The organism is uncultured Desulfobulbus sp. (assembly GCF_963662935.2).
Lineage (GTDB): Bacteria > Desulfobacterota > Desulfobulbia > Desulfobulbales > Desulfobulbaceae > Desulfobulbus.
The window spans coordinates 844592-866163 of sequence record NZ_CAXXTL010000002.1; the positions used below are offsets into that span (position 1 = coordinate 844592).

Here is a 21572-nt window from a genome sequence, read left to right on the forward strand (position 1 = left end):
TACGTCCCTGATCTTGAAAACTTGACACGGTTAGAACGCCGGATGAGGTCGGCAAGGAGAACACGAGGCGAAGATCGCCATCGGTTGGTAATTCAAACTGAACATGGTAATGATGACAATAAAATCTCATCATTTTCAATAAAAAGATGCAGAGTGACAACCAGGCAGCTCCCTTCCAGAAAAATTGGGGGCGAGATTGTTCCCGCATGAGAATTTCATTACCCCGAAAAGGTACCGTTTCCATTTTACTTGAGCATTAAGGGGCAATAAAAGTTACCCCTTACGTGTACAAACATATTGATGTATCAATTGCCCTGTTCGGTTACAACACTTTATAAAGAGTGCAACACTCAATGCGGATGACCACAAAATGAATAAAATTCAAAATATTATAGAAGAAATAAAGAAACTTGAAAAAGAATTACTCCTTGAAGTAGAAAAAAAGGAGGACGAATTTTTTTATAGAATAAAAGGGAAGAAAATCTATTTTGAGGAAGAGGCAAAAAAATACCAGAGAAAATTCCATGTGAAATTATCAGCGTATCTAATCCAGGCTTCTTTTTTCAACCTGATGACTTTTCCAATTATTTGGATCTGCCTAATTCCTGCAGTCTGCCTGGACTTATCTGTAACTTTTTACCAAATGATTTGCTTTCCCATCTATGGGATGCCTAAGGTAAAAAGAAGTGAATATATAATAATAGACAGACATTCTCTTCAATATTTGAATATCATTGAAAAATTAAACTGCTCCTATTGCGGATATTTCAATGGGTTGATCGCCTATATTCAAGAGATAGCAGCGAGAACGGAACAGTACTGGTGTCCGATTAAACATGCCAGAAAACTGGCTTCCATCCATAGCCGTTATCACAAGTTCTTAGAATATGGCGACTGTAAGGATTACCAGGATAAACTTGCAGCGTTACGGAAAGATTTCACGGATCTTCAATGAAAAACGTTTTTTTGCGCATGCCCTGGTTCCCGTAGAGTTCATACCCAGTCGCAGCAATGAGGCCTTCAGAAGTTGAGCACAATGAGCGGGATGACCTCTTTCTTTGGCACCCGGGGTACCCCGATACGCCAGGATGGAGAAGGCTCAGTTTTCTGCAGGTCGACCGACAAGTCGACTTGATTGAGCCCCCCCCCCCCCAGAGAGTTCGCTCAACCAACAGTCATGAAAAACTTGGCCTCTCCAAAAGGGTCCTCGATCAAATGCATCCGCTCCGCACAGGATATTTGTACTATCCATTTTACCTGCAATTTCTCTTTGTTGATTTTTCTTCTCTATCTGAGCATCGTTATTTTAAATAACTGGAGTGGCGGGACAAGATTGCTTCGTTGGTGTACGAAAAAAATATTTCTCAACGGATCAAGGATGCTGGTTCAAAGCTTTCGACTCATGATCGAAAAGAGCCGTTTCGGAAAAGGGCAGCTCAACTTTTCATCGCATCGTCCCGTCTATACGCTTTTTCATTAAATGTAACCATGGACATCCACCAACCTGACAGTGAGGAGGGAACCTGATGCAGCAATTTTCATTTACCCATGTGGAAAACGAACTGATATCCAAATTTAGGAAGAAAATCAACGAGGCCGAGTCGACTGAGGATGTGAAGAAATCGTTTGTCTACTGTATGCAGGAACTGTTCAGGAAAGTCAGTGACGGCGCCTTGGAGGTACGGCCTGACGAAATCTCCCTGAAACCGGACGAGGCTTCCTTTTTTATTGGAGAAAACATTCGCTCCCGCACAGAGTTTGCTAGGGTCTGGAACAACTCCGACTTGCCCCGCATCGTCGGCCGGTTCGCCGAACTCGCGCTGAACCAGTACAAGCATCTTGCGAAAAATCCAGCCAAGACCGAAGCCAAAATCAGGATGTAGCCCACGGGAGCTTGGTTGGAGGCGAAACGCTCCAGTTAGAACTGGGCATAGAGCGCTCAATCAATGCTCAAGCAGCCAGCCAATTGAGCACTTGTCGAGAGGGGCGGGCGGTCTTTTCGCATGCGAAAAAAGCCGCCCCTTTGATCAGGGGGCTACGTGCTCTTCGGTTCAGCAAAAAGATCGTTTTGTTCCAGGGCGGCGCGCAACCGCTGCAAAATGTCCTGGGTTTTTCCTTTTTGAATACGGACATTGATAATGAGTTCGTCTTTACTTGAGGACGAAGAAGGAACAATATTGAAATCGCGTTTGCTGGCTTGCTCACCAAAGTAGTTTTTCCTGATCATATCCACTTTACTCTCGAAACCAACCTGCCGCGAGCTCTGTTGATCTTCATTTTTTTTATTCAAGAGCTTGAGCAGGGTCGCAGCCGGTTGGGGCGATTTGTTGGCTTTGGTCAATGCCTGTTGCACACTTTTCAAAGCAATCGCTTCATTCAGGCTGGGGGCCATGTTTCCAAGAAGATCGAGCATTTTGGTGAGCTGGGGCCGTGTCGGAGCAAGCGGCTTGACGAGCTGCAGATAGAAGCTATCTCTATCCTCGCCATTTTTGATGGGCGCTAAAATTTCGGAAGCGATTGAAAACTGCAATTTTTCATTGATGACATCGGAGATGATTTCCGGAGATTCGCCGCAAAGGCGGATCTGATTCACCTTTCTGTATTTATGAATAGTTGAATGCGAGACCTTTTGACCGGGTTTACCGATGCCGAGTGTGCCTCCGAATTGCTCGGCCAGCGCCGCGTTGTTTAACCCCAGAGAAACGCTGGCTGATTCGAGAAAATTGCCAATTTCGATTGGATTGAGGTTCCTTCGTTTGGTGTTTTCCGCCAAGGAGATATTAAAAAAATCTTCAGCCGAGAAATCTGTTTCCTGGTAAACCTTGGCCTCCACCAACGGACGGTTGAGTCGTTTCAGGGCCTGGTATCTTCTAAATCCGCACAGAATTTTATAGCGCCCATCATTTTTTTTCAGCAGCACCAGCGGATGCAGTAAACCATTTCGCTCAATCGATCCCGCCAGTTCCTCAATGTACGATTCCCGCAACAAATCAGCATATCGCTTGTCGCCCTGTAGCCGGAAGATATACTGCAAATCGCCCGAACTGGCGGTGTCGATATTGTTGATGTCAATATTGCGCACCAAGGACATGGCCAAGCTAAACTGGGCCAAGGCCGGCGCCAACATCAGGGCGATTGATTCAGCTGTCTGTTGTTGATTGACCAAATCATCGCGAACGGAAATGAGCACGGAACGGACTTCAGGATCATACAAATCCTCAACTGATTGTTTTTGCCGGAACAGTTGATTGAGGTGGTGCGCTTCCCTGCCACTATGCGGCGAATCAACGGGCGCGAGTGCAGTGCTGAGATGCTGATCCTCAACGGCGACCCGGATTCGGGAGAGAAGAGAGGGTGAGATGGTCGGGCGATGGGGGGCGGCCAAAGAGGCGCGTTCACCCTGCCCATATCCAAAAAGAAACATCTCCTCGCGCATTTCGGCACTGGGGAGCATCTGAAAGTAAAAAATAAGCGGCAGCAATCCATTGCTGGTGATTTCATCCTTGAACTTTACAATCGGCTGAAGAAACGCCTCTCGCACCTTGGAACGGGTTTGGATGGCGCTGACATCAAAAAGATCCATGATCTCTCTTTTGTACTTGGTGTTGACAACGGCGTAAGAGGTAAGTTTCGCCGCCAGGGTTAGGGCCATATCGGCGAGATAATTGCCTGGCTGATCACCCGACGAGGTGTTGTACCCGTCAGCGACAACAATGAGAATATTATTGCTTCCAAGAATTCGATGAATGGTCTGGGCCAAGGGTCGCTTCATGTTCGCTCGACAAGATGTTACGTTTGAGGAAGGTTGCATCTAAAGCGCCTGCTGCCGCATCAATTGCCTGTGTGGCAAGGTGTCCGCCGGGTGCAGGATACGCCTCCCCGCCGAGAATCAATCGCACGACTTCGCTGGCAGGCAACCTGTCCGCTGTCGTGACCGGGACAAGCATAACTTCAGACTGTTTGTTGCTGCTGTTGAGCAGATGCCCTTTGACGAGAAGGTCTACAGCCATCTGAACGTCAGCGCATCGGGCTTGCGGTAGTTGCTTGCACAGCGAAGCCATTGTGGTCGGTAGCCGTCTTTCAAAGCTGTCGTAGACAATCCGGAGAATGTCAAAGGCGACCTGGAGCTGTCTTTGTGGCGGAAGTGTTCCGTCGGAATGATGGTAATGATGGTGGTGTTGAATGGCATAGGCCAGGGATGCGCCGAGAAGAATGAAGGTCCAGCCGATTTGCAACCAAATGAGAAAAAGAGGAATGGACGCAAAGGAGCCGTAGATAGCGTTATAATTGGCCACACCCACCTGGAGAGCGATGTACAATTTCTGAAAGATAAACCAGAAGATGGAGGCAAACACCGCCCCGATCAAGGCTGCCGATGTCTTCACTTTCACGTGGGGGAAAAACAGATACATAGTCATGAGGGTGACGACTATGAAGAAAAAAGGCACCAGCTTAATTAAAAAAGTGACCATCCAGGCCGATGGCAGGAGCACACTCAAATACTCCATAATTTTTTGATTGGCGAGAATGGCTTCCCCTGCCAGGGCAACGTTCAGGGATATGGGCAAGAGGATCAACAACGCCATGTAATCCATTATTTTTCGTAAAAATGACCGCCCTTTCTGGGTATGCCAGATAACGTTCATCGCCTCTTCAATGGAAGAAAGGACAAGCAGAACGACAATTATCAGGCCAAGGACGCCGAAAATACCGAGAGCGGCAAAGTTGGTGCGATCAACGTACTGAAATATAATATCAACGGCCCGATGGAGATGCGCTGTTGCCGACAGACTCGCCGGCTGAGATGCGTTGGGAGTGTCAGGTGCGACCGGTTGGAGTTGCGACAGGTCCATGGCTGCCGGCACTTCTCTCGAGAGAACCGGCGCTTCCAATTGATCGATAAAGCGTATAGCCGCTTTTTTTAATTGCTCGTCATTGCCGAGCCCTTTCAGGATGGACGTGCTGAGCGCCAGTATGGGAATGAGGGAAAGAAGAATGGCGTAGGTAAGGGCGGACGCCCTGATCGCGAGGTGAGTCCGGAAAAACTCCTCATACATGATGAGAAGGATACGCAGGCTGATGCGAAAGAAATGAATGCATCTGTTGGTTGCAGTCGCCGAGGAAAAAACCCATCGGTGAAATCGGTGGGAACTGTCATGGGGTCGAGGCCAGGAGTCAGAGGGTGCCGGTGAGGGCATCGTCCCTGTGTCTTCCGGTTCGGTTATCTCCCCAGTTCGCGGTGCAGCCATTTCTCAATGATCTCAAAGATAATTTCCCGTTTCACCGGTTTAGTGATGTAATCGTTCATGCCGGCCCCCAGGCAGATTTCCCGGTCGCCTTTCATCGCATTGGCGGTCATGGCAATGATGGGAATAGAGTTGAATCCCTTGGCCCGCAGCTCCTTGGTTGCGGCAAGGCCATCCATCTCGGGCATTTGAATATCCATAAGGATGAGATCGAAATCTGCTGAACGTTCCGAGAACGCCTCAACTGCTTTGCGGCCATTATTGACCACCTCAACCTTGTAGCCTGCCTTGGTGAGAATGAGCACGGCAAGCTTCTGGTTAACCGGGTTGTCCTCGGCCAAGAGGATACGAACAGATTGCTTGAGTTCCTCACGCACGCTGTACTGGGTGATGAATTCTTCCTTGGCCGAGGTGGCGGCTGCGATTGGTTCGTCGGTCCCCAGAAGTTTTTCAATGGTTTTGAAGAGGATTTCCCGCCGGGTAGGTTTGGTGAGAAAGGCATCAAAACCGGCATCCTTACAGCGTTGGGCGTTTCTATCTGTTGTTGATGTATATGCCAATAATGGAATGGTCGCTGTCTCGGGTAGCTCGTGACGAATCAGCCGGGCCAGGGCGTATCCATCCGGCGCCGGCATTTGGATGTCGAGGATAATGAGGTCGAAAAGATGACGGGCATTGATAGCCTCCTGGAGAACCGAATGCACAGTGCCGCTCTCCTGAATGGCCACGACCTCAAGCTTCGCAGCCTGGAGGATGTGTTTAAGTATGCTGAGATTGGTGGGATTGTCATCAACGATCAGCACCCGTTTGTCGTCCAAACTGACCTTATTGAAGGTTTTGGTCTGTTGCTGCTGCGCTTTTTGCAGCTTGGCGGTGAAATGAAAGATGCTGCCCTTGCCAATTTGGCTTTCAACCCAGACATGGCCGCCCATCAGTTTAGCGATTTTGCGGCAAATAGAAAGCCCGAGGCCCGTCCCGCCATACTCTCTGGTGGTGGAACCGTCAGCCTGGCGAAAGGCTTCAAATATCGATTCCAGTTTATCCTCAGGAATACCGATGCCGGTGTCGCGGATCGTTGCATGCAGGGTAATGGTTGCCTCGGTTTCCTCGTCGACCCTCAGTGCTAATTCAAGCTCGCCTTGCTTGGTAAATTTTGCCGAATTACCCATGAGGTTGACCAAGACTTGGCGAAATCTGCCCGGGTCGCCCATGACATTGGCCGGTAGAGCGTCGTCGATCCGGCAGAGCACCTCTATCGGCCGGGAGACCACTTTAGGCCGGACCAGATCGCAGACATCCTGCGCGGTAATTTCAGGGTCAAAATTGATGCATTCCAGGTCGAGTTTTCCCGCTTCCACCTTGGAGAAATCGAGGATGTCGTTAATAAGCGAAAGCAGCGCGTCAGAGCTGCGCTTGATGGTCTGGGCAAACTCCTCCTGCTCGCCGTCCAGCCCCGTATCCAAGAGCATGTCGGTGAAGCCGATAATACCGTTCATGGGAGTGCGAATTTCATGGCTCATGGCGGCCAAAAACTCGCTCTTGGCAATATTAGCGGCCTCGGCTGCCTTTTTTGCGGTTCGCAATTCTGCGGTCTGCTTTTTGATTTCCCCCTGCAGCGTGTTGGAATAATTAAGCTGTTGATCTTGTATTTTTCTGTAATTCTGTTCGTTTTCAGCCATGATGTCCTGGAACTTCTTTTCCAGAACCGCCGATTTCCGGTCAAATTGTTTCTTCTGAATCCGGAGCCGGTTGACCGTCTCAACCGTTTCCCGATGGGCAAGAAAGAGGCGAACCGCAAGACGGATGATGGTTGCAACCCAATGGCTGGTTTCACTCTGGTTGGAATCGCTTGGGGTCGCCAGAACGTATCCTTGGAGATCGGGAACGGCCAAAAGGTAAAACATCCGGCCCTGCAAGGAGAAAGCTTGCTCCGAAGATTTCTTTTCATTTTCCGCGATGGCGCCAACAGCTTGGTCGGCCTTTAGGGGAAAACCGTCGGAAACCACATGGTGACCCGAGTGATCCAGGCAGAAAAAAAGGATATCTTCGGTTTCTTGCTCCAGATGAACTCGCAGAGCGGTCAATTCCCCAATCGGGTCAACAAGATCGGCAAAAAGAGGAGTCAGAGTCATAAAATCTAACCTCAACCGCCGTACATTTGTTTTGTTTTTTCAAGCTCTTCCGGAAGATCTTCCGCGAGCACCCTGTATTCTTCCACGTTGGCTTGAATATGCGCGGCCAGAGAGGGGGCGAGGCTGGGTATAAGCCCCTCCTTTATGGCGGAAAAATGGAGTTGCTGAATGATGTATTCACTCATTTGGAGAATACCGGTGGGCGAATGGGGAGCGATGGAGCCGTTATTTTCCTGATGGTGATCGCGAATGGCCTCAGCTATCGGGTCGGTGATGCGCCAATCTTTGGCGAGGATATACCCTATCTGACAATGATCGGTTTGAAACAGTTGGCTCTCCAATTCCACAATAGAAGGGCCACCCACCGCAAGTTGCTCTGTAAGTTGGAGAAAAGTTTCCTGGTCCGCTGCCATTTCCACTATCAATCCAATATCATGGAGGATGCCGCAGAGGTAGGCGTCGTCGCCGTTAATGGTAAAAATGCGCTCAGCAATCATCTTGCAGCAGATGCCGGAGGCAGCGCTGTGCAACCATAAACGCTGAGGAGAGAATTCGGCGGCTCCGGAATGACTGCGGAGCATGCCCTGAATGGCGTCGGTCACCGCAATATTATGCAAATTTTTCATTCCCAAAAGAGCGACAGCCCGGGAAATAGAATCAACCTTCCGGGTCAGGCCAAAATAGGAACTATTGACCAGGGTCAGCAGTCGGGCGACAAGGGCAGGATCCAGCCGGATCACCGCCTCAAAATCCTGCAGGGTCGATTCCTCATCGTTCACCAGCTGGACAAGTCGCGTGACAATATGAGGAAGCGTCCTGATTTTCTTGAATTTTTCAATAAGCGTTTCGGCTGAGGTCATAAAATAGCTCCTTGGCTTAGCTGGCCATGGGCAGACGCGGTTGGAAAGGTGCTACAGAAAAATCTCTTTTTTCCTTACAGCCTCGGCTTTGATGCGGTCAAGCAGTTCGGCCAGCACTGGTTTGATGTTTTCCCGTAAATCGCCGGCAACAATGATGAACAGCAGGTCGTCACCGGGAGCAAAACGACCGGAGCGGGCTTCAACTATTATGTCATAAATACCTGGCCATTCAAGATATTCCTGACGAAGGCGGTCAATCTTTTCGAAATCGACCGTCGTTTCCAGCATGCTTACCTGTTGGCGATCGTTTCGTGACCAACTGCGCACCGTCCCGTTGTGGATGAGAATCATGCCAACTTTCTCATTAAAATCGGGACGTTTTTTCATTTCAGCAATGGTTTTCGAGATGTCCATGGTGTTCATCTACCGAGTGTGTTGAAGTCTTCTTTACCGTTTCCTCAAACGAGGGCGGTGCACAATATTTCCCTGTCCAGGACCGGTTTTCAGTGTACGCCGATCAAACCAGAGACGGGGCTAGTAATCTCTGGGTTATGGAACGCGCCGCTGTTTCCCCTGTTTGGTGGCGGGCAGGCGCACTAGATATCCTTTGGGGACAGCTTTTTCTCCGTTAAGAACGGGTTGCATCAAGGCAGGGTTGAACCGAGCAAAATTCTCGGGAGAAATGTGAAAAGTTGCAAGCAGACGGCCAATGGGCACGTCTTCCTTGAGGCGAAAGATGTCTGTAGCCTCAGGCCGCTCAAAAGGCAATGCCGGGTTGCCTCCCAACCGTTTGGCAACCCGCATGGCTGCAAGGAATTCCGAGTAGAAATTGCGGGAAGCAAATTTGAAATATCCTTGATTGTATGATTTGAAAATGCCTTCATAACTCCCCTCTTCTCTTACGGCTCGCACCATCCCTGCCCGACCATAATTGTATGCCGTCAGAGCCAGTGGCCAGGTTTGCAGTTGTGCGTAGTTCTCTTTGAGCAACTGGGCGGCGGCCTGGGTGGCGAGATAAGGATCGTAGCGTTCATCGACCAGTTGGTTAATGGTCATAAAATCCTTACCAGTGGTTCGGGTAAACTGCCAGAGGCCAGCCGCACCGACCTTGCTATAGGCCTTGGGGTTGTAAGAGGATTCCACATGGGGCAGGAAAACCAGTTCTGCGGGAAGTCCTTGAGCCTCAAAGATTTGCCTGAATTGCTGCAGATATCTGCCGGAACGGATAAGTCCCTCCTTGAAGCGATCGCTTTGACCGATTTGCAGACGGATATTTTCTCCTGCCTCGTGATAGGTGGTATGGCGCTGTTTGGGAAAAAGGCCGGCTATTCGCCGCTCTTCGACGGTACGAGGAGGGGTGCCGGATCCAAGGTTGGCAAGGATGGCATTGATCCGGCTTTTTGCCGCCTGGATGCGTCCACTGTTTGTTTTCGCCGAATCCGGGGCTTCCCAGTCGACAAGGTCGATGACCGCATAGACCCGGCTAAGATCGTCCGTATCATGCAAAATGCCCTGGCGGGTAGAATAGCGGCTGTAGACATCCTCCCAAAATTTTACATTTGCCCTGATACAGGGGTAAAGAGGGAAGTTTTCTGCTGCCAAGGCCCCTGTGGGTGAGACACAAAGCACGAAAGAAAAAAAGAAGAAAAAAGCAAAAAAGAGGAGGACGTGGGTTGCTTTGCGTTCCGATTGGGGAAAAATCATGGTACATGCAGGTTCTGCTGGGGAAAAGGAGGAGGAGACACCAATTAACACATGGGATTGTATCATATTACGTCCGCCCCGGCGATAAAAGTTACAATGACATGTTGCTTCGAGCTAACATGTTGTATTTGTTATGGAGAAAGCCGTATGTATATGCCCATCATTGGCACCCTTGGTTATATTGTTTCCCCCGATGGTTTACAGACCTTGCTGGTGCATCGGAATGCCCGGGAGTCAGATCAACATCTCGGTAAATATAACGGTCTTGGCGGAAAGATGAAGGCGAACGAGGATGTCATGACCTGTATGAGAAGGGAGATCCGGGAGGAATCCGGTTTCGAGTGCACCAGATTAGAGTTGCGGGGCACGATCAACTGGACAGGGTTTGGCCCCGAAGGTGAGAATTGGCTTGGTTTTATTTTTTTGATTACAGCCTTTGCAGGGAAACTGAAAGAAAGCAACGAGGAAGGGGAACTCGACTGGCATCCGATCGCCACCCTCGATCAATTGCCGATGTGGGAGGGTGATCGATATTTCCTTCCTTTGGTTTTTGATGGTGATCCGCGTATCTTTCACGGGTACATGCCCTACGCTAACGGACGGGCCGTTGCATGGGAATACAGCCGGATATAAATTTTATTTGGAAAAAAGAACGCCCTCTCCCCTGCTCCAAGCAAAGTCCTTGCGTTCAGGGGGCTCGATCTGTATAGTTACACCCTGTTTCATTCTGTCACAATTTCGTAAGGTTATGATTTTTTTTAACCTTTTCGGCAACTTAAATATTAAAGGATGCGTTATGGAAAACAATGCGGAATTGGTTCGCCTGGAGGAGTTTGTCGATAAACTGTTGACGAAATACAATCAACTGAAATCGGATTTTCATGCACTGCAGGCGACCTTACAGGAACGTGATGCTGAGTGCGCCGACCTGAAAAGCAACGTCTTTCATCTGAGTACTGAGCGAACCGAGGTCGGCAACAGAGTCGCAGGATTGCTGGATCGTATCGAACAGTGGGAGACTGAACAAGTAGGGTCTCCTGTTGAGAAAAGCGGCTCACACGGCAACATCCAGGGGTCACTGTTCAGTGATGCCCCTGAAGACAAGGACAATTGAGCCTGACCTCTGACTCCGATGCAGGATCGTCTTGTTCGCTTTCATCTGTTCGGGCAGGAATTCACCTTTTATAGCGATGCGCCCGAGGAAGAGGTGGAATCCGCCATCGCCCTTTTACGTCAAGAATTGGAAAGCAGTGAAAAGCTAAGTCGAAGCTCTGTACCTTCCAGCAAAATGCTGGTGCTTGGCTGCTTGCGGATGGCGGCGAAATATGTCAATTTAAATCGAGATTTTAGCGAATTTCGACAGGCGCAAGAACGCGCCATTGACCGCCTGGTCGAGAAAGTATCTTCAGGTTTGGACTGACTTCCTGAAGATTCTCTTTTGGCTGGCGAGACGTTCTGGTATAGTAAAAATAAGAAAGCATTGTACCCCTGCTCTGTTGGTGATCAGCGAAGTATTGAGCCAACTCGCAAGAAAAGGGTAGCCCTAGAGTTGAATCATGGAAATCTTTATTGAATTCCAGCCGTCAGCGGGGGCATTGCCCACCTAATTCAATTAGGTTTAATCATTTCGTTGACACGGCAGCGTGGGGGCTTTTCTTTACCGGCGGATTAAGCCGCTGTTTTTATAGATGCCATTTTCAATGCTGAGAGAGGATGGTTGCGTGGGTACGAACGGACATAGCTGGTCCAGTGATAGAAAGACAACTCTGATGCGATCAGGTTTACCATATACGAGTAATCCTCCATACAGGCTGTTCAAGAAAAATATTTGTCGAATTAATATGTAGCGCCAGAAATTTTTCTTTCATTTCTTTAAGACTGAGAACCACCGGGACGACCTGAGCCTCTCCTGAAAGCGCTCGGGCCCCACTGCTGAATTTCATCAGCGTTTCCGTTTGCAGCGATGATTGATCGCGGCACCCCTTCGCAGCCCCACTTCCCCTTTCTTCATTTCACAATCCGTGCGCATCAGAAAATGGCGTGGCGTGGTTGGTACTTCATTCACATATAGAGGGGCAGGTGTTTTCTTATGGAACTCAATGTTATAACGTTACTCTTGGCGTTGGTGAATCTCGTGGCCGGTTTGGCTATCGGCATTCTTCTGCGCAAAAGACTGGTTGAGGGAAACCAGAAAAATATTGCACTGCAGGGACGGCAGATCATTGAAAATGCCATCAGTGAAGCCGAACAAATTAAGAAAGAAGCTCTACTGCAGGCCAAGGAAGAGGCCTTCTTGATCAAACAGGAAGCTGATCGTGAATTGAAGGCCAGCCGGCTCGAGATCAAAGAGGATCAGCGTCGCTTAAATCGCAAGTTTGATGAGATCCAGCGGGAGTTTCAGATTCTCGAAGAAAAACAGGTCAGCTTGAAATATCGGGAAGAACATCTTGAAAGGAATGAAGCCGATGTTGTCGAGAAGAAGAAACAGTTGGACGGCCTCATTGATGAGCAGCGCTACAAACTCGAACAGATTGCCGGCATAGACCGCGAGGAAGCCAAACTTCAGCTCATGCAGTCTATTGAGAGTGAAGCACGGATGGACTGTGCCAAGCGGCTGTCACGGATCGAAAACGAGATGAAAATGGAGGCGGACCGCAAAGGCAAGAATATTCTGGCCCTTGCCATCGCCAGGTATGCCGGTGATTATGTAGCCGACAAGACCGTTTCCATGGTTCCCCTGCCCAACGAGGAGATGAAGGGGCGGATTATCGGTAGGGAAGGCCGGAATATCAGGGCGATTGAGGCTGCAACCGGCATTGACATTATTATTGACGACACCCCGGAAGCAGTTATCCTTTCCGGTTTCAACCCCATCCGGCGTGAAGTAGCTCGACTTGCACTGGAACAGCTCATTTCCGATGGTCGCATTCATCCAGCCCGGATTGAAGAGGTTGTGCAAAAAGTTGCCGAGGAGTTGGAAGTCGGCATTCGCGAATCCGGCGAGCGTGCCACCTTTGACGTCGGCGCCCATGGCATGCATGTCGAATTGATTAATCTGATTGGCCGTCTCAAATACCGCACCAGCTATGGCCAGAACATTCTACAGCACTCTCTTGAGGTAGCCTTCCTCTGCGGAGTGATGGCGGCCGAACTCGGTCTGGATGTCAAGAAGGCCAAGCGTGCCGGCCTGCTCCATGACATCGGCAAAGCAGTGGACCACGAGGTAGAGGGTTCACACGCGATTATCGGCCGTGATCTTGCCCGCAAATATGGAGAAGCCGAGGACATTATCTATGCCATCGGCGCCCATCATGAGGATCAACCACCCAAAAGCGTGCTCGACGTATTGGTGCAGTCTGCAGATGCCCTTTCAGGAGCCCGTCCAGGTGCCCGAAAAGAGATGCTGCAAAGTTATGTTAAACGACTTGAAGACCTTGAAAAGATTGCCAACAATTTTGAGGGGGTGGAAAAGTCTTATGCCATCCAGGCCGGCCGCGATCTGCGCATTATTGTTGACAGTCAAAAGATCAAGGACGAGGAAACCACGCTGCTGAGTCGAGACATCGCCAAGGCCATTGAAGAACAATTGACCTATCCTGGCCAGATCCGGGTGACGGTCATCCGTGAAACCAGAGCAGTGGAATATGCCAAGTAGGGGGTGATGATGAAGTCGGTAGCAGAACAGATAGCCCTAATCGAAAGGGGCGCCGTTGATTTTCATTCCAAGGAAGATCTCGTCAAAAAACTCACCCGATCCCTGGATACGGGTGTGCCATTGATCATTAAGGCTGGATTCGATCCGACAGCCCCGGATCTGCATCTTGGGCATACGGTTCTCATTCAGAAACTGCGGCACTTTCAACTTCTCGGTCACGATGTCCATTTTCTCATTGGTGACTTCACCGGCCTGATCGGCGATCCCACCGGCAAGTCCGACACTCGGCCGGCCCTGACCCCGGAAGACGTCAAACGCAATGCCGAAACCTACAAAGATCAGGTTTTCAAGATTCTCGATCCTGAGAAGACCAAGGTCGTGTTCAACTCCACCTGGCTGGGTCAATTGACCTCCTTTGAAATGATTCGCCTGGCCTCGGAGTTGACCGTTGCCCGCATGTTGGAACGGGATGATTTTAAAAAGCGATTTGAGTCGAACCGGCCGATCTCCATTCACGAATTTCTCTATCCCCTGATTCAAGGCTATGACTCGGTGGCGATGAAGGCAGATGTGGAATTGGGCGGCACCGATCAGTTGTTCAACCTGTTAATGGGACGAGATCTGCAACGAAGCCGGGGACAAGAACCGCAGGTGGTGCTGACCATGCCGCTCCTGGAGGGATTGGATGGCGTCAATAAAATGAGTAAGTCGCTTGGCAATTATATTGGCATTTCCGAGGCGCCGGACAGCATCTTCGGCAAGATCATGTCGATCAGTGACGATCTGATGTTCCGCTATTACGAGTTGCTCAGCGATCTCCCGATGACGGAAATAACTACCTTAAAGGGAAGAATTGCTGCTGGCCAGATTCATCCTAAGGCGGCGAAGGTCCAGTTAGCCAAGGAAATGGTGGCGCGGTTTCACAATCAAGCAGCAGCTGAGGATGCAGAGCGTACTTTCGAGCAGGTCTTTGCCCGTCACGAAATGCCCGACGAGATTGAAGAGGCGCGGGTCGTTACCACGGAAGCTGAGATCTGGGTGCCAAAACTGCTTCTTGATGCGGGGCTGGTGAAATCAACCTCCGATGGCCGCCGCATGATTCAACAGCATGCGGTTTCAATAGAAGGCGAGAAGGTGGAAGATATCAATGCCGTTATTCCCACTAAGGGCACAGTTCTCCTCAAGGTTGGAAAGCGGCGGTTCTGCCGGGTCATCTTTTCTTGAAATCAGTCCATCAGGGCAAAAAAGAGCGGCTCTCCACAAGGAGAGCCGCTCTTGGCGTTTCAGGGCGGATAAAAGAAAAACACCTTGTCGTCAGTGGGTTTGATGCGTTTTCTGCTGTTTCTGGCAGGCGCTGCAGATGCCGGTGAATTCGACATGATGGCCAAGAATGAGATAGGGCGTGGTGTTGGCCGCCTGGGCCACAAGCTCTTTGACAACCGGCACGTCGATGTCATCCACCTTGCCGCAGGCCGAGCAACGAATATGGTAATGTTCATCGGTGGTGGCATCAAAGCGCTTTTGGGTCCCACCGACTTCAATTTTGAGAATCATGCCGCTTTCCGCCATCAACTCCAAGTTACGATAAACCGTGCCCAAGCCAATACGCGGTAAGCGTTTCCGGACCATATCGTATAATTCGCTGGCAGTTGGATGTGTTTTCACTTTTGACAGTTCCTCAAGAATGATCTGTCGTTGAGTTGTCAGCCGGATCATTGGGGCGGGGGCATTCATGGTTTCTCTATCATTGGCAGTGAAGGTTTAAGTAAATAATAGTTATCAAAGGCTACCATGCTCGATGTTTTTATGTCAAGCCAGAAGTGGCAACCATCGTTTTGGGGCAACACAGGCGGGTTCGGATGCGAATAAAGGAGATGAATATATGGCCACCTCTCTTGTTGGCACCCATGGCTGGATTAACTCACTCAGCCCTCCGGACAACAATTCTGCAATACGGCGGAGTCGGACTGCTCAGCACGGAAATGCTCGCGGCCGCACGTCTGCCGGCTGAGCGGTCACCGCATTCCCCCTATCTTGTGCGGACCGAACAGGAATCGCCCCTTTCGTATCAACTCCTGCTGGCAAACGACAAAAATATCCCCCAGATTTTCGAGGCGCTTCATCGTCTCAAGGCAGATTTTATCGACCTCAATCTAGGCTGCCCGGCTCCCCTGGTCCGCAGGGCGGGAGGCGGCAGCAGTTTGATGGAAGACCCGATACGGGTGCGCAAAATCGTTTCCAGCGCTCGACAAAACACAACTCTGCCGTTAACAGCCAAAATTCGGTTGGGTGAGACACTCGATGAAGACAAACTGCGAAATTTCTGCCTGATGCTGGCCGGCGAGGGGATCGAAATGTTGACGGTGCATGCCCGTCTGCGCTCGGAGCCTTTCGCCCGACTGCCTCGGTGGAACTGGGTTGCCAAGGTTAAGCGATGGGTGGATATTCCGGTGGTCGCCAACGGATCGATCGACTCGGTGGCAAGTGCTCGCCGCTGTCTTGAGGAAAGTGGGGCCGACGGCCTGATGATTGGACGAGCGGCGGCACGAACCCCTTGGGTTTTTGCAACAATTGCCAGGGAGGTTTACGGGCTAGAGATACCCGAGCCGAACATCTGTCTACCGCAACTTTACCAGGGGTATGTGGATGCACTGATCCAGCGCTTTCAACCCGATCGGCGCCTGGGACGGTTGAAGGAATTCACGCACTACTTTGCCAGAAACTATTTTTTTGGCCATCACTTGGCGGCCAAGGTTCAGGCGAGCTCTTCACTTGACGAGGCGTGGGAACAGGCGGTCGCCTTCTTTGTGGTGAACGATGTCGATGGGTGCGAGGGGTTGGCCACACTCTCTGCCACTAAGGCCGAAGAGGTGGATTGTAGTAGCCAAAGCCCAGGGAAGGAAACTTTGCTTTGAGCAACTGCAGCCAGTTTCTGATCCCTAACGGCGGCGTGGCCGCACGGTGTTCAATCACCCGCAGGTAGTATTCCGGGTCCATGTTCAGATTGCGCAATTGGATAAAATCAGGACGATATTCGGTGATCAGCCCTGAGAAGGCAGCAAATTCAGCAGGATCGTCGGTGCATCCTGGCAAGATAAAGTAATTAAGGGAAACATGACGGCCGTAGCCTTTCATGACCGCAATAGAACGACAGACATCTGCAAAGGAAAACCCCTTAGGCCGATAGTAGAGCCGGTGTTTTTCTGGCTGGGCGCTGTTCAGAGAGATGCGGATCGAGTCCAAACCTGCCTTGGCCAGTCGATCGACAGCCTCGGGCAGGCTGCCGTTGGTGTTGAGATTGATGGTGCCCTTACTTGTTCGCGAACGGATAAGGCGAATACTTTTTTCCATGACGCCGGCCTGTAGCAGCGGCTCGCCCTCACAACCCTGGCCAAAGCTGACCACTGGGCGGGGTGCAGTCTCAAGATGCGCTACCGCGACCTCGGCGATTTCTTTTTCCGTGGGAACAAAGGAGATCCTATCCTGGGTCGAAGGGCAGCACCCCGAAGGTTGCAGGGAGATGCATCCAGCGCAGGCTGCGTTGCAGGTTGGAGAGCAGGGAAGTGGCGCTTCCCATCGTCCGAGAAAGTAGTTGCGGGCAGCGGGGCAGCCATAAGTGAGGCAGCATTTGCCGAGATGCTGAATCAGCCTATTTTCGCTCTGTCGCTGGAGGTGTTTTTGGGTGCGTTGCTCCAGGAGGCGCTGATTGAACTGATCGGCGTCCTGCCGGCAATCGGTATCGCTGCGGAAACCTGCTACCCAGAACTTACCGTCAGCCCAGCCGACGGCCGTATAAGCAAAAAGCGGCAGCAGGGCTGTCTTGGTCCCATGATTTTGATAAGCTGCGGTCAAGATGGCCGTATGGGCAGGAGCCATGAAGGCGGCAACGGCCTGAATGGATTCGCTGGAATTGTAAGGGTTGGCGTCGAGTAAGGCCGGCTCGCCGGTTTCAGGTTCGATACCGACCGGCAGGCGATCCGGCAAGGCAAACAGTTCGCTCCCGGGGGGCAATTCGATCAGATCTTCAAGTTGCGGCTTATAAAATAGCCCAGCAGCACTTCCGGCCATTGCCAGACCGTCGTAGTCCAGTATTTCTCCATTGCTCGTAGCAAAAAGCAGAACGGGGAGGGTTTTGGGGTGGGCAACCGCCATGACGCAGCATGATCAGCGAGGACGGATTTTGGAGAAGACCGAATCCACAGCCCGGTAGATCTCCAGGTCATCGCCGAAGACATCCTGGATGTTGGTGTGATTGATTAAATCTTCAATAATATATTGTGTCAGATACAGACTGATGACGTTGGGATCAGGGGTCAGGTTTCTGATCGGTGCAATCTTGAATTGCATGTCGAACTCTTCCATATCGCCCAACTGCTGCAGTTGTTTGGCCATAACTTCCTGAATGGCGTGCACCGAATTGGTCTCGATGATATGGAGGTCCAATAGGCGCTGTACCAGGGATACGGCGAGTTCCGGCGCCATTTCCCGGGATTTTTTCAGCATGAATTGCCGTTCCCTTTCCCGTTTCCGGTCAATGGCGTCTATGGTTTTATTGGTGGAATTACTGGGGTTAATGTGGCGGGCCATGGGTTGCTCCTTGGGTAGTCTATATCTTCTAAAAAAGGTTGTCTTTTATTATAGCGGTGTTAGCGGCTGTCAACCGCTTATTGAACGAAGAGCGGTGAGTGGCTCACAGTGTTTAGCCATTGGCTTGAGTATACAAACGATCTTGAGGACTCACCAGATCCATCATGATTTTTTCTGCCGGTTACCCAAGAGTCGCCAGATGAAAACGCTTATCTGTCAGCAACTCCGCCCTGCATGAACGCTTGCCCTGTTCACTGTTACCGCGAATGGTTCGAGGGAGGATGAAGGTTCTTATACTGTAACTCAAAGCGATAAGCACTGCTTTTGTACGGGAAAGATCCTTTCAACTCGTGGATGGACCTTCCTAAAGAGGTACGGAGGGGGGAAAGCTTTTTACCTTTGGACCTCTTCACTTTGATACAGTCGGCGAAAACGACTGAGCGTGTGTTCTAATTCCGGGTTGAACCGAAGACCGTATTGATCGACGTACTCGGCCGCCATCCTGTGGGTATTGAAAATAGGGACGTTGAGCTGCAGGTTGTTCAGTGCTCGAGCTACATAGGCTTGTGGTTGCTGATAAAATGTCTGGAGCACAGAGGGGAGGAGATCATAGAAAGCAGCGGCATCCTCCGTGTAGAGCAGAGCATCAGGAGCCTCACTGAGATCGGCGTCTTCTACAGGACCCTCGTGCCCGAATTTCCAGCCCGTTTGCCCATCGTGATACCCTTCAACCCACCATCCATCCATGATGCTAATATTAGGGACCCCGTTCATGGCTGCTTTCATGCCGCTGGTACCGCTGGCCTCAAGAGGACGTTTGGGACTATTGAGCCAAGCGTGGACGCCGCTAACCATCAGTTTGGCGACTTGCATATCATATCCCGGGATAAAAACAAGTTTACCTAGGCCGTTGCTCCGCCTGTACAGTTCTTCCTGATTGTCGAGAATCAGCTTGAGCACCGATTTACCGGGCTCGTCTGCAGGGTGGGCTTTACCGGCAAAGAGAAAATTCACCGGCCAGTTATGTTCAATGAGGATGTCAGAAAGACGATCAATATCATCGAAAATGAGATCGGCCCGTTTGTAGGTGGAAAATCGACGGGCAAACCCAAGGGTGAACACTCCGGGCTGGAGCCATTCCGTTTCGGGAAGACTGGAGAGATGGTTAGGCGGATCGATCCAGGTTTCGACCATCTGCTCACGATGACTTTTTAGCATGTTGTTCACATAGTCAATCAACTGTTTATTATCTAAATTCCAGGCGTTCTCAAGTGTTTGGGCCAGCAGCGGCATGTCCTTGTCCGTGATAGCCACAAAACAGCTGGGATCGGTGCGCCAGTTGCGCAGTGAGGGAATCTGGTTAAAGCAGGCAGCACGATTTTCACTGATCCAGGTCAGGTGATGCACGCCATTGGTAATTGCCTTAATCTTATCTGAAAAAACAGGGAACTGCTTCTTGGTGACATCACGATGCAGTCGGCTGACGCTGTTGATCGCCCGGTTAATCCGCATAGCCATAGCCGTGAAATTATATTCATGGCTGACCTCATCATCGTGGGCGAGCAGATTGAGTATTCGCTGAAAGGCAGTGTGGCTGATCGCTGAGTAGAGGTCTCGAGAAAAACGGTCGTGCCCTGCCTTGACCGGGGTATGGATGGTATAGACAATTTTGCGGGAGACTCGGTCCGCCGCTGCCAGGATGTCGGCATCGGTCATGTGGTCAAGGAAGGTGTCACCGAGGGTGGCCTGCAGCTCCTGCAGAATAAGATGCAGGGTAACCGTTACGCCGTGCTGTTCGTTGAGGTGAATAGTTTGTGCGTTGAATCCAAGGGTTTCGAGGAGTGGCAGAATGGCGGCCCCCAACATGCGCCGCTGGTTGGCTTTGATGGTCGCTGATTTAGCATTGTACAATTGGTGGGCCGATTCCCTCACCCAAACCGGGGCATCCGGTAGGTGGTAATCCAACAGGAATTCCGGAACAAAATAGTCAAGTTCGCCGGCGATCTCCAGCTTCATCCAGACATGGGCCTTGATCAGCGTCGGCTTCACTTGCCCGTTGTAGAAGGGGATATCAATTGTCAGCGGTTGCCCGGGGGACAGCGGGTTCCGGAGCTGAAACAGAGTGGGAGTTGTTTCGGGAGTCCAGCGGGTCGCATGGTCGATCTGCCCCACCTTTGAGTCAACAATCTGGGAAAAGTATCCTTCCCGGTATAGTAAACTGACAGCTAGGGCCGGAATGTGCAAATCGGCAAAGCTTTTAAGCGTATCACCGGCAAGCACACCAAGGCCGCCACTGTAGTTGGGAATTTTACGGGGGCCGTGCAAATACTTTTGCAGCAGGGTGTTCAGTTGCGGATTGGGAGTTTCCGTAACCCCTTCCTTTTCCAAAAGGTCACGGACAGGATGAAAGACATCGGGGTCGCCACCGATTTCCATCGAGACATAGGCTATGGCGTTGCCTTCGGGGCGGCTAAGATTATCCCAGACCAGGTCAAAAATCGGCTGGGTCACACCAAAAAAAGTTCCAAAACGGTTGGAACAAACTATTCGTTCGAGGATATTGAGTGAGTTGGGAAACGTGGAACCCATATGAGTGATTCTTTTTCTTGTTAAAAAAAGGAGGAAATTCTCCTCAGAATTGTAAGCGGAATGACTTTAGATAGGCTCTTCTTCTTTTGCAAGGAAATTCATTTTTTTAGGAGAAAATTGTTGTATTTCCTTGTTGGTGCAGTAAATTGTGAACTCGTGCATTTTTAAATTTTAATTATAAGGGAGGGAAGAATGAGCAGTAAAAAAATGGGGTACTGGGTCACCTTAGCGGTGCTTATCTTAGGCTTGAGCCTGACGGGCTGTAGCAAAAAAGCGCCGGAAACCGCACAGCAAGGAACAGAGGGCGCTGGAACATCGGAATCGCTGGAAACTGCGGATTCGGGAATCATGGAAGGCAGAACCTCTGGGCCGATGGTGCCGGTCTATTTTGAGTTTGACAGCTCAAAGATTACCGGCGAACAAGTGCAGCGGATTGAAACTAATGCAGATTTTCTTAAAAAGAATAGCCAGTTAAATATCCGGATTGAGGGAAATAGTGATCCTCGGGGTACGCAGGAATATAACCTTGCCTTGGGTGAACGCCGTGCCCAGGCCGCAAAGTCGTACCTCATTAAGCTCGGCGTCAATGCCGAGCAACTGTCCACGGTTAGTTTTGGCGAAGAGAAACTGCTTCTGTTCGGCCATGATGAAATTTCCTGGGCGCAAAATCGGCGGGACGACTTTGTTATTGTAAAATAACTGGTTGGTTTAATGAGTGAGTGACCGGGTAAGGGCTTGTGTCCCTGCCCGGTTTTGTATTTTTCTGCCCCACATTGCCTCTTCGGTAATAAATACAACA

The 21572-nt window shown here is 50.5% G+C and carries 19 protein-coding genes; 9 read left to right on the top strand and 10 right to left on the bottom strand.

Annotated elements, in window-relative coordinates; genetic code table 11:
- The first annotated feature begins 370 nt into the window (after positions 1-370).
- Together ACHZCX_RS08010 and ACHZCX_RS08015 are read left to right on the top strand one after the other, a co-directional pair.
- Positions 371-955, top strand: coding sequence for a hypothetical protein (locus ACHZCX_RS08010; protein WP_319586712.1), 585 nt, complete (start codon positions 371-373; stop codon positions 953-955).
- Positions 956-1526: 571 nt separating this feature from the next.
- Positions 1527-1883 carry a hypothetical protein gene (locus ACHZCX_RS08015; protein WP_319586713.1) on the top strand — a complete coding sequence of 119 codons (357 nt, stop codon included), beginning with the start codon at positions 1527-1529 and terminating at the stop codon, positions 1881-1883.
- A 152-nt stretch (positions 1884-2035) separates the two neighbouring features.
- Here the strand turns inward: ACHZCX_RS08015 and ACHZCX_RS08020 are convergent, their stop codons facing one another.
- From ACHZCX_RS08020 to ACHZCX_RS08045, 6 genes are all read right to left on the bottom strand, one after another.
- Positions 2036-3772, bottom strand: a complete 1737-nt coding sequence (locus ACHZCX_RS08020) for a ParB N-terminal domain-containing protein (RefSeq protein ID WP_319586714.1) — start codon at positions 3770-3772, stop codon at positions 2036-2038.
- A complete protein-coding gene (locus ACHZCX_RS08025) occupies positions 3723-5249 on the bottom strand; it encodes a YihY/virulence factor BrkB family protein (RefSeq protein ID WP_319586715.1) in 1527 nt (508 codons plus the stop codon). Before ACHZCX_RS08025 ends, ACHZCX_RS08020 begins: the two co-directional genes overlap by 50 nt.
- Positions 5222-7378, bottom strand: coding sequence for a response regulator (locus tag ACHZCX_RS08030; protein WP_319586716.1), 2157 nt, complete (start codon positions 7376-7378; stop codon positions 5222-5224). The genes ACHZCX_RS08025 and ACHZCX_RS08030 overlap by 28 nt, the downstream gene beginning before the upstream one ends.
- A gap of 11 nt (positions 7379-7389) precedes the next feature.
- Entirely contained in the window at positions 7390-8238 is an 849-nt protein-coding gene (locus tag ACHZCX_RS08035) for an HDOD domain-containing protein (protein ID WP_319586717.1), read from the bottom strand.
- 51 nt (positions 8239-8289) lie between these two features.
- On the bottom strand, positions 8290-8652 hold the full coding sequence (locus ACHZCX_RS08040; RefSeq protein WP_319586718.1) for a molybdenum cofactor biosynthesis protein MoaE: 363 nt from the start codon (positions 8650-8652) through the stop codon (positions 8290-8292).
- Positions 8653-8787: 135 nt separating this feature from the next.
- A complete protein-coding gene (locus tag ACHZCX_RS08045; RefSeq protein ID WP_319586719.1) occupies positions 8788-9840 on the bottom strand; it encodes a lytic transglycosylase domain-containing protein in 1053 nt (350 codons plus the stop codon).
- Positions 9841-10089: 249 nt separating this feature from the next.
- Between ACHZCX_RS08045 and ACHZCX_RS08050 the strand changes: the two genes are divergently transcribed.
- The 5 genes from ACHZCX_RS08050 to tyrS all read left to right on the top strand — a co-directional run bounded on the left by ACHZCX_RS08050 (position 10090) and on the right by tyrS (position 14821).
- Positions 10090-10575: an NUDIX domain-containing protein gene (locus ACHZCX_RS08050; RefSeq protein ID WP_394708778.1), complete on the top strand. Its 486-nt coding sequence runs from the start codon at positions 10090-10092 to the stop codon at positions 10573-10575.
- A 163-nt stretch (positions 10576-10738) separates the two neighbouring features.
- Entirely contained in the window at positions 10739-11056 is a 318-nt protein-coding gene (zapB, locus tag ACHZCX_RS08055) for a cell division protein ZapB (protein ID WP_319586721.1), read from the top strand.
- Positions 11057-11074: 18 nt separating this feature from the next.
- Positions 11075-11362 (top strand): cell division protein ZapA, encoded by a 288-nt coding sequence (locus tag ACHZCX_RS08060; RefSeq protein ID WP_319586722.1) that lies wholly within the window; start codon positions 11075-11077, stop codon positions 11360-11362.
- A gap of 669 nt (positions 11363-12031) precedes the next feature.
- Complete coding sequence (gene rny, locus ACHZCX_RS08065; protein WP_319586723.1) at positions 12032-13597, top strand: ribonuclease Y; 1566 nt, start codon at positions 12032-12034, stop codon at positions 13595-13597.
- A gap of 9 nt (positions 13598-13606) precedes the next feature.
- Positions 13607-14821: a tyrosine--tRNA ligase gene (gene tyrS / locus ACHZCX_RS08070; protein WP_319588725.1), complete on the top strand. Its 1215-nt coding sequence runs from the start codon at positions 13607-13609 to the stop codon at positions 14819-14821.
- 90 nt (positions 14822-14911) lie between these two features.
- On the opposite strand, the gene ACHZCX_RS08075 is transcribed toward tyrS, so the two are convergent.
- Entirely contained in the window at positions 14912-15331 is a 420-nt protein-coding gene (locus ACHZCX_RS08075; protein ID WP_319586724.1) for a transcriptional repressor, read from the bottom strand.
- Positions 15332-15504: 173 nt separating this feature from the next.
- Here ACHZCX_RS08075 and ACHZCX_RS08080 point away from each other — a divergent pair, with 173 nt between their 5' ends.
- Positions 15505-16512, top strand: a complete 1008-nt coding sequence (locus ACHZCX_RS08080) for a tRNA-dihydrouridine synthase family protein (protein WP_319586725.1) — start codon at positions 15505-15507, stop codon at positions 16510-16512.
- Here the strand turns inward: ACHZCX_RS08080 and ACHZCX_RS08085 are convergent.
- The 3 genes from ACHZCX_RS08085 to glgP all read right to left on the bottom strand — a co-directional run bounded on the left by ACHZCX_RS08085 (position 16454) and on the right by glgP (position 20773).
- Positions 16454-17749 (bottom strand): radical SAM protein, encoded by a 1296-nt coding sequence (locus tag ACHZCX_RS08085; protein ID WP_319586726.1) that lies wholly within the window; start codon positions 17747-17749, stop codon positions 16454-16456. The two genes, ACHZCX_RS08080 and ACHZCX_RS08085, sit on opposite strands and share 59 nt — an antisense overlap.
- 12 nt (positions 17750-17761) lie before the next feature.
- On the bottom strand, positions 17762-18184 hold the full coding sequence (locus ACHZCX_RS08090) for a hypothetical protein (protein WP_319586727.1): 423 nt from the start codon (positions 18182-18184) through the stop codon (positions 17762-17764).
- 393 nt (positions 18185-18577) lie between these two features.
- Complete coding sequence (gene glgP / locus ACHZCX_RS08095; RefSeq protein ID WP_319586728.1) at positions 18578-20773, bottom strand: alpha-glucan family phosphorylase; 2196 nt, start codon at positions 20771-20773, stop codon at positions 18578-18580.
- A gap of 192 nt (positions 20774-20965) precedes the next feature.
- Here glgP and pal point away from each other — a divergent pair, with 192 nt between their 5' ends.
- Positions 20966-21472: a peptidoglycan-associated lipoprotein Pal gene (pal, locus tag ACHZCX_RS08100; RefSeq protein WP_319586729.1), complete on the top strand. Its 507-nt coding sequence runs from the start codon at positions 20966-20968 to the stop codon at positions 21470-21472.
- The last annotated feature ends 100 nt before the right edge of the window (positions 21473-21572 follow it).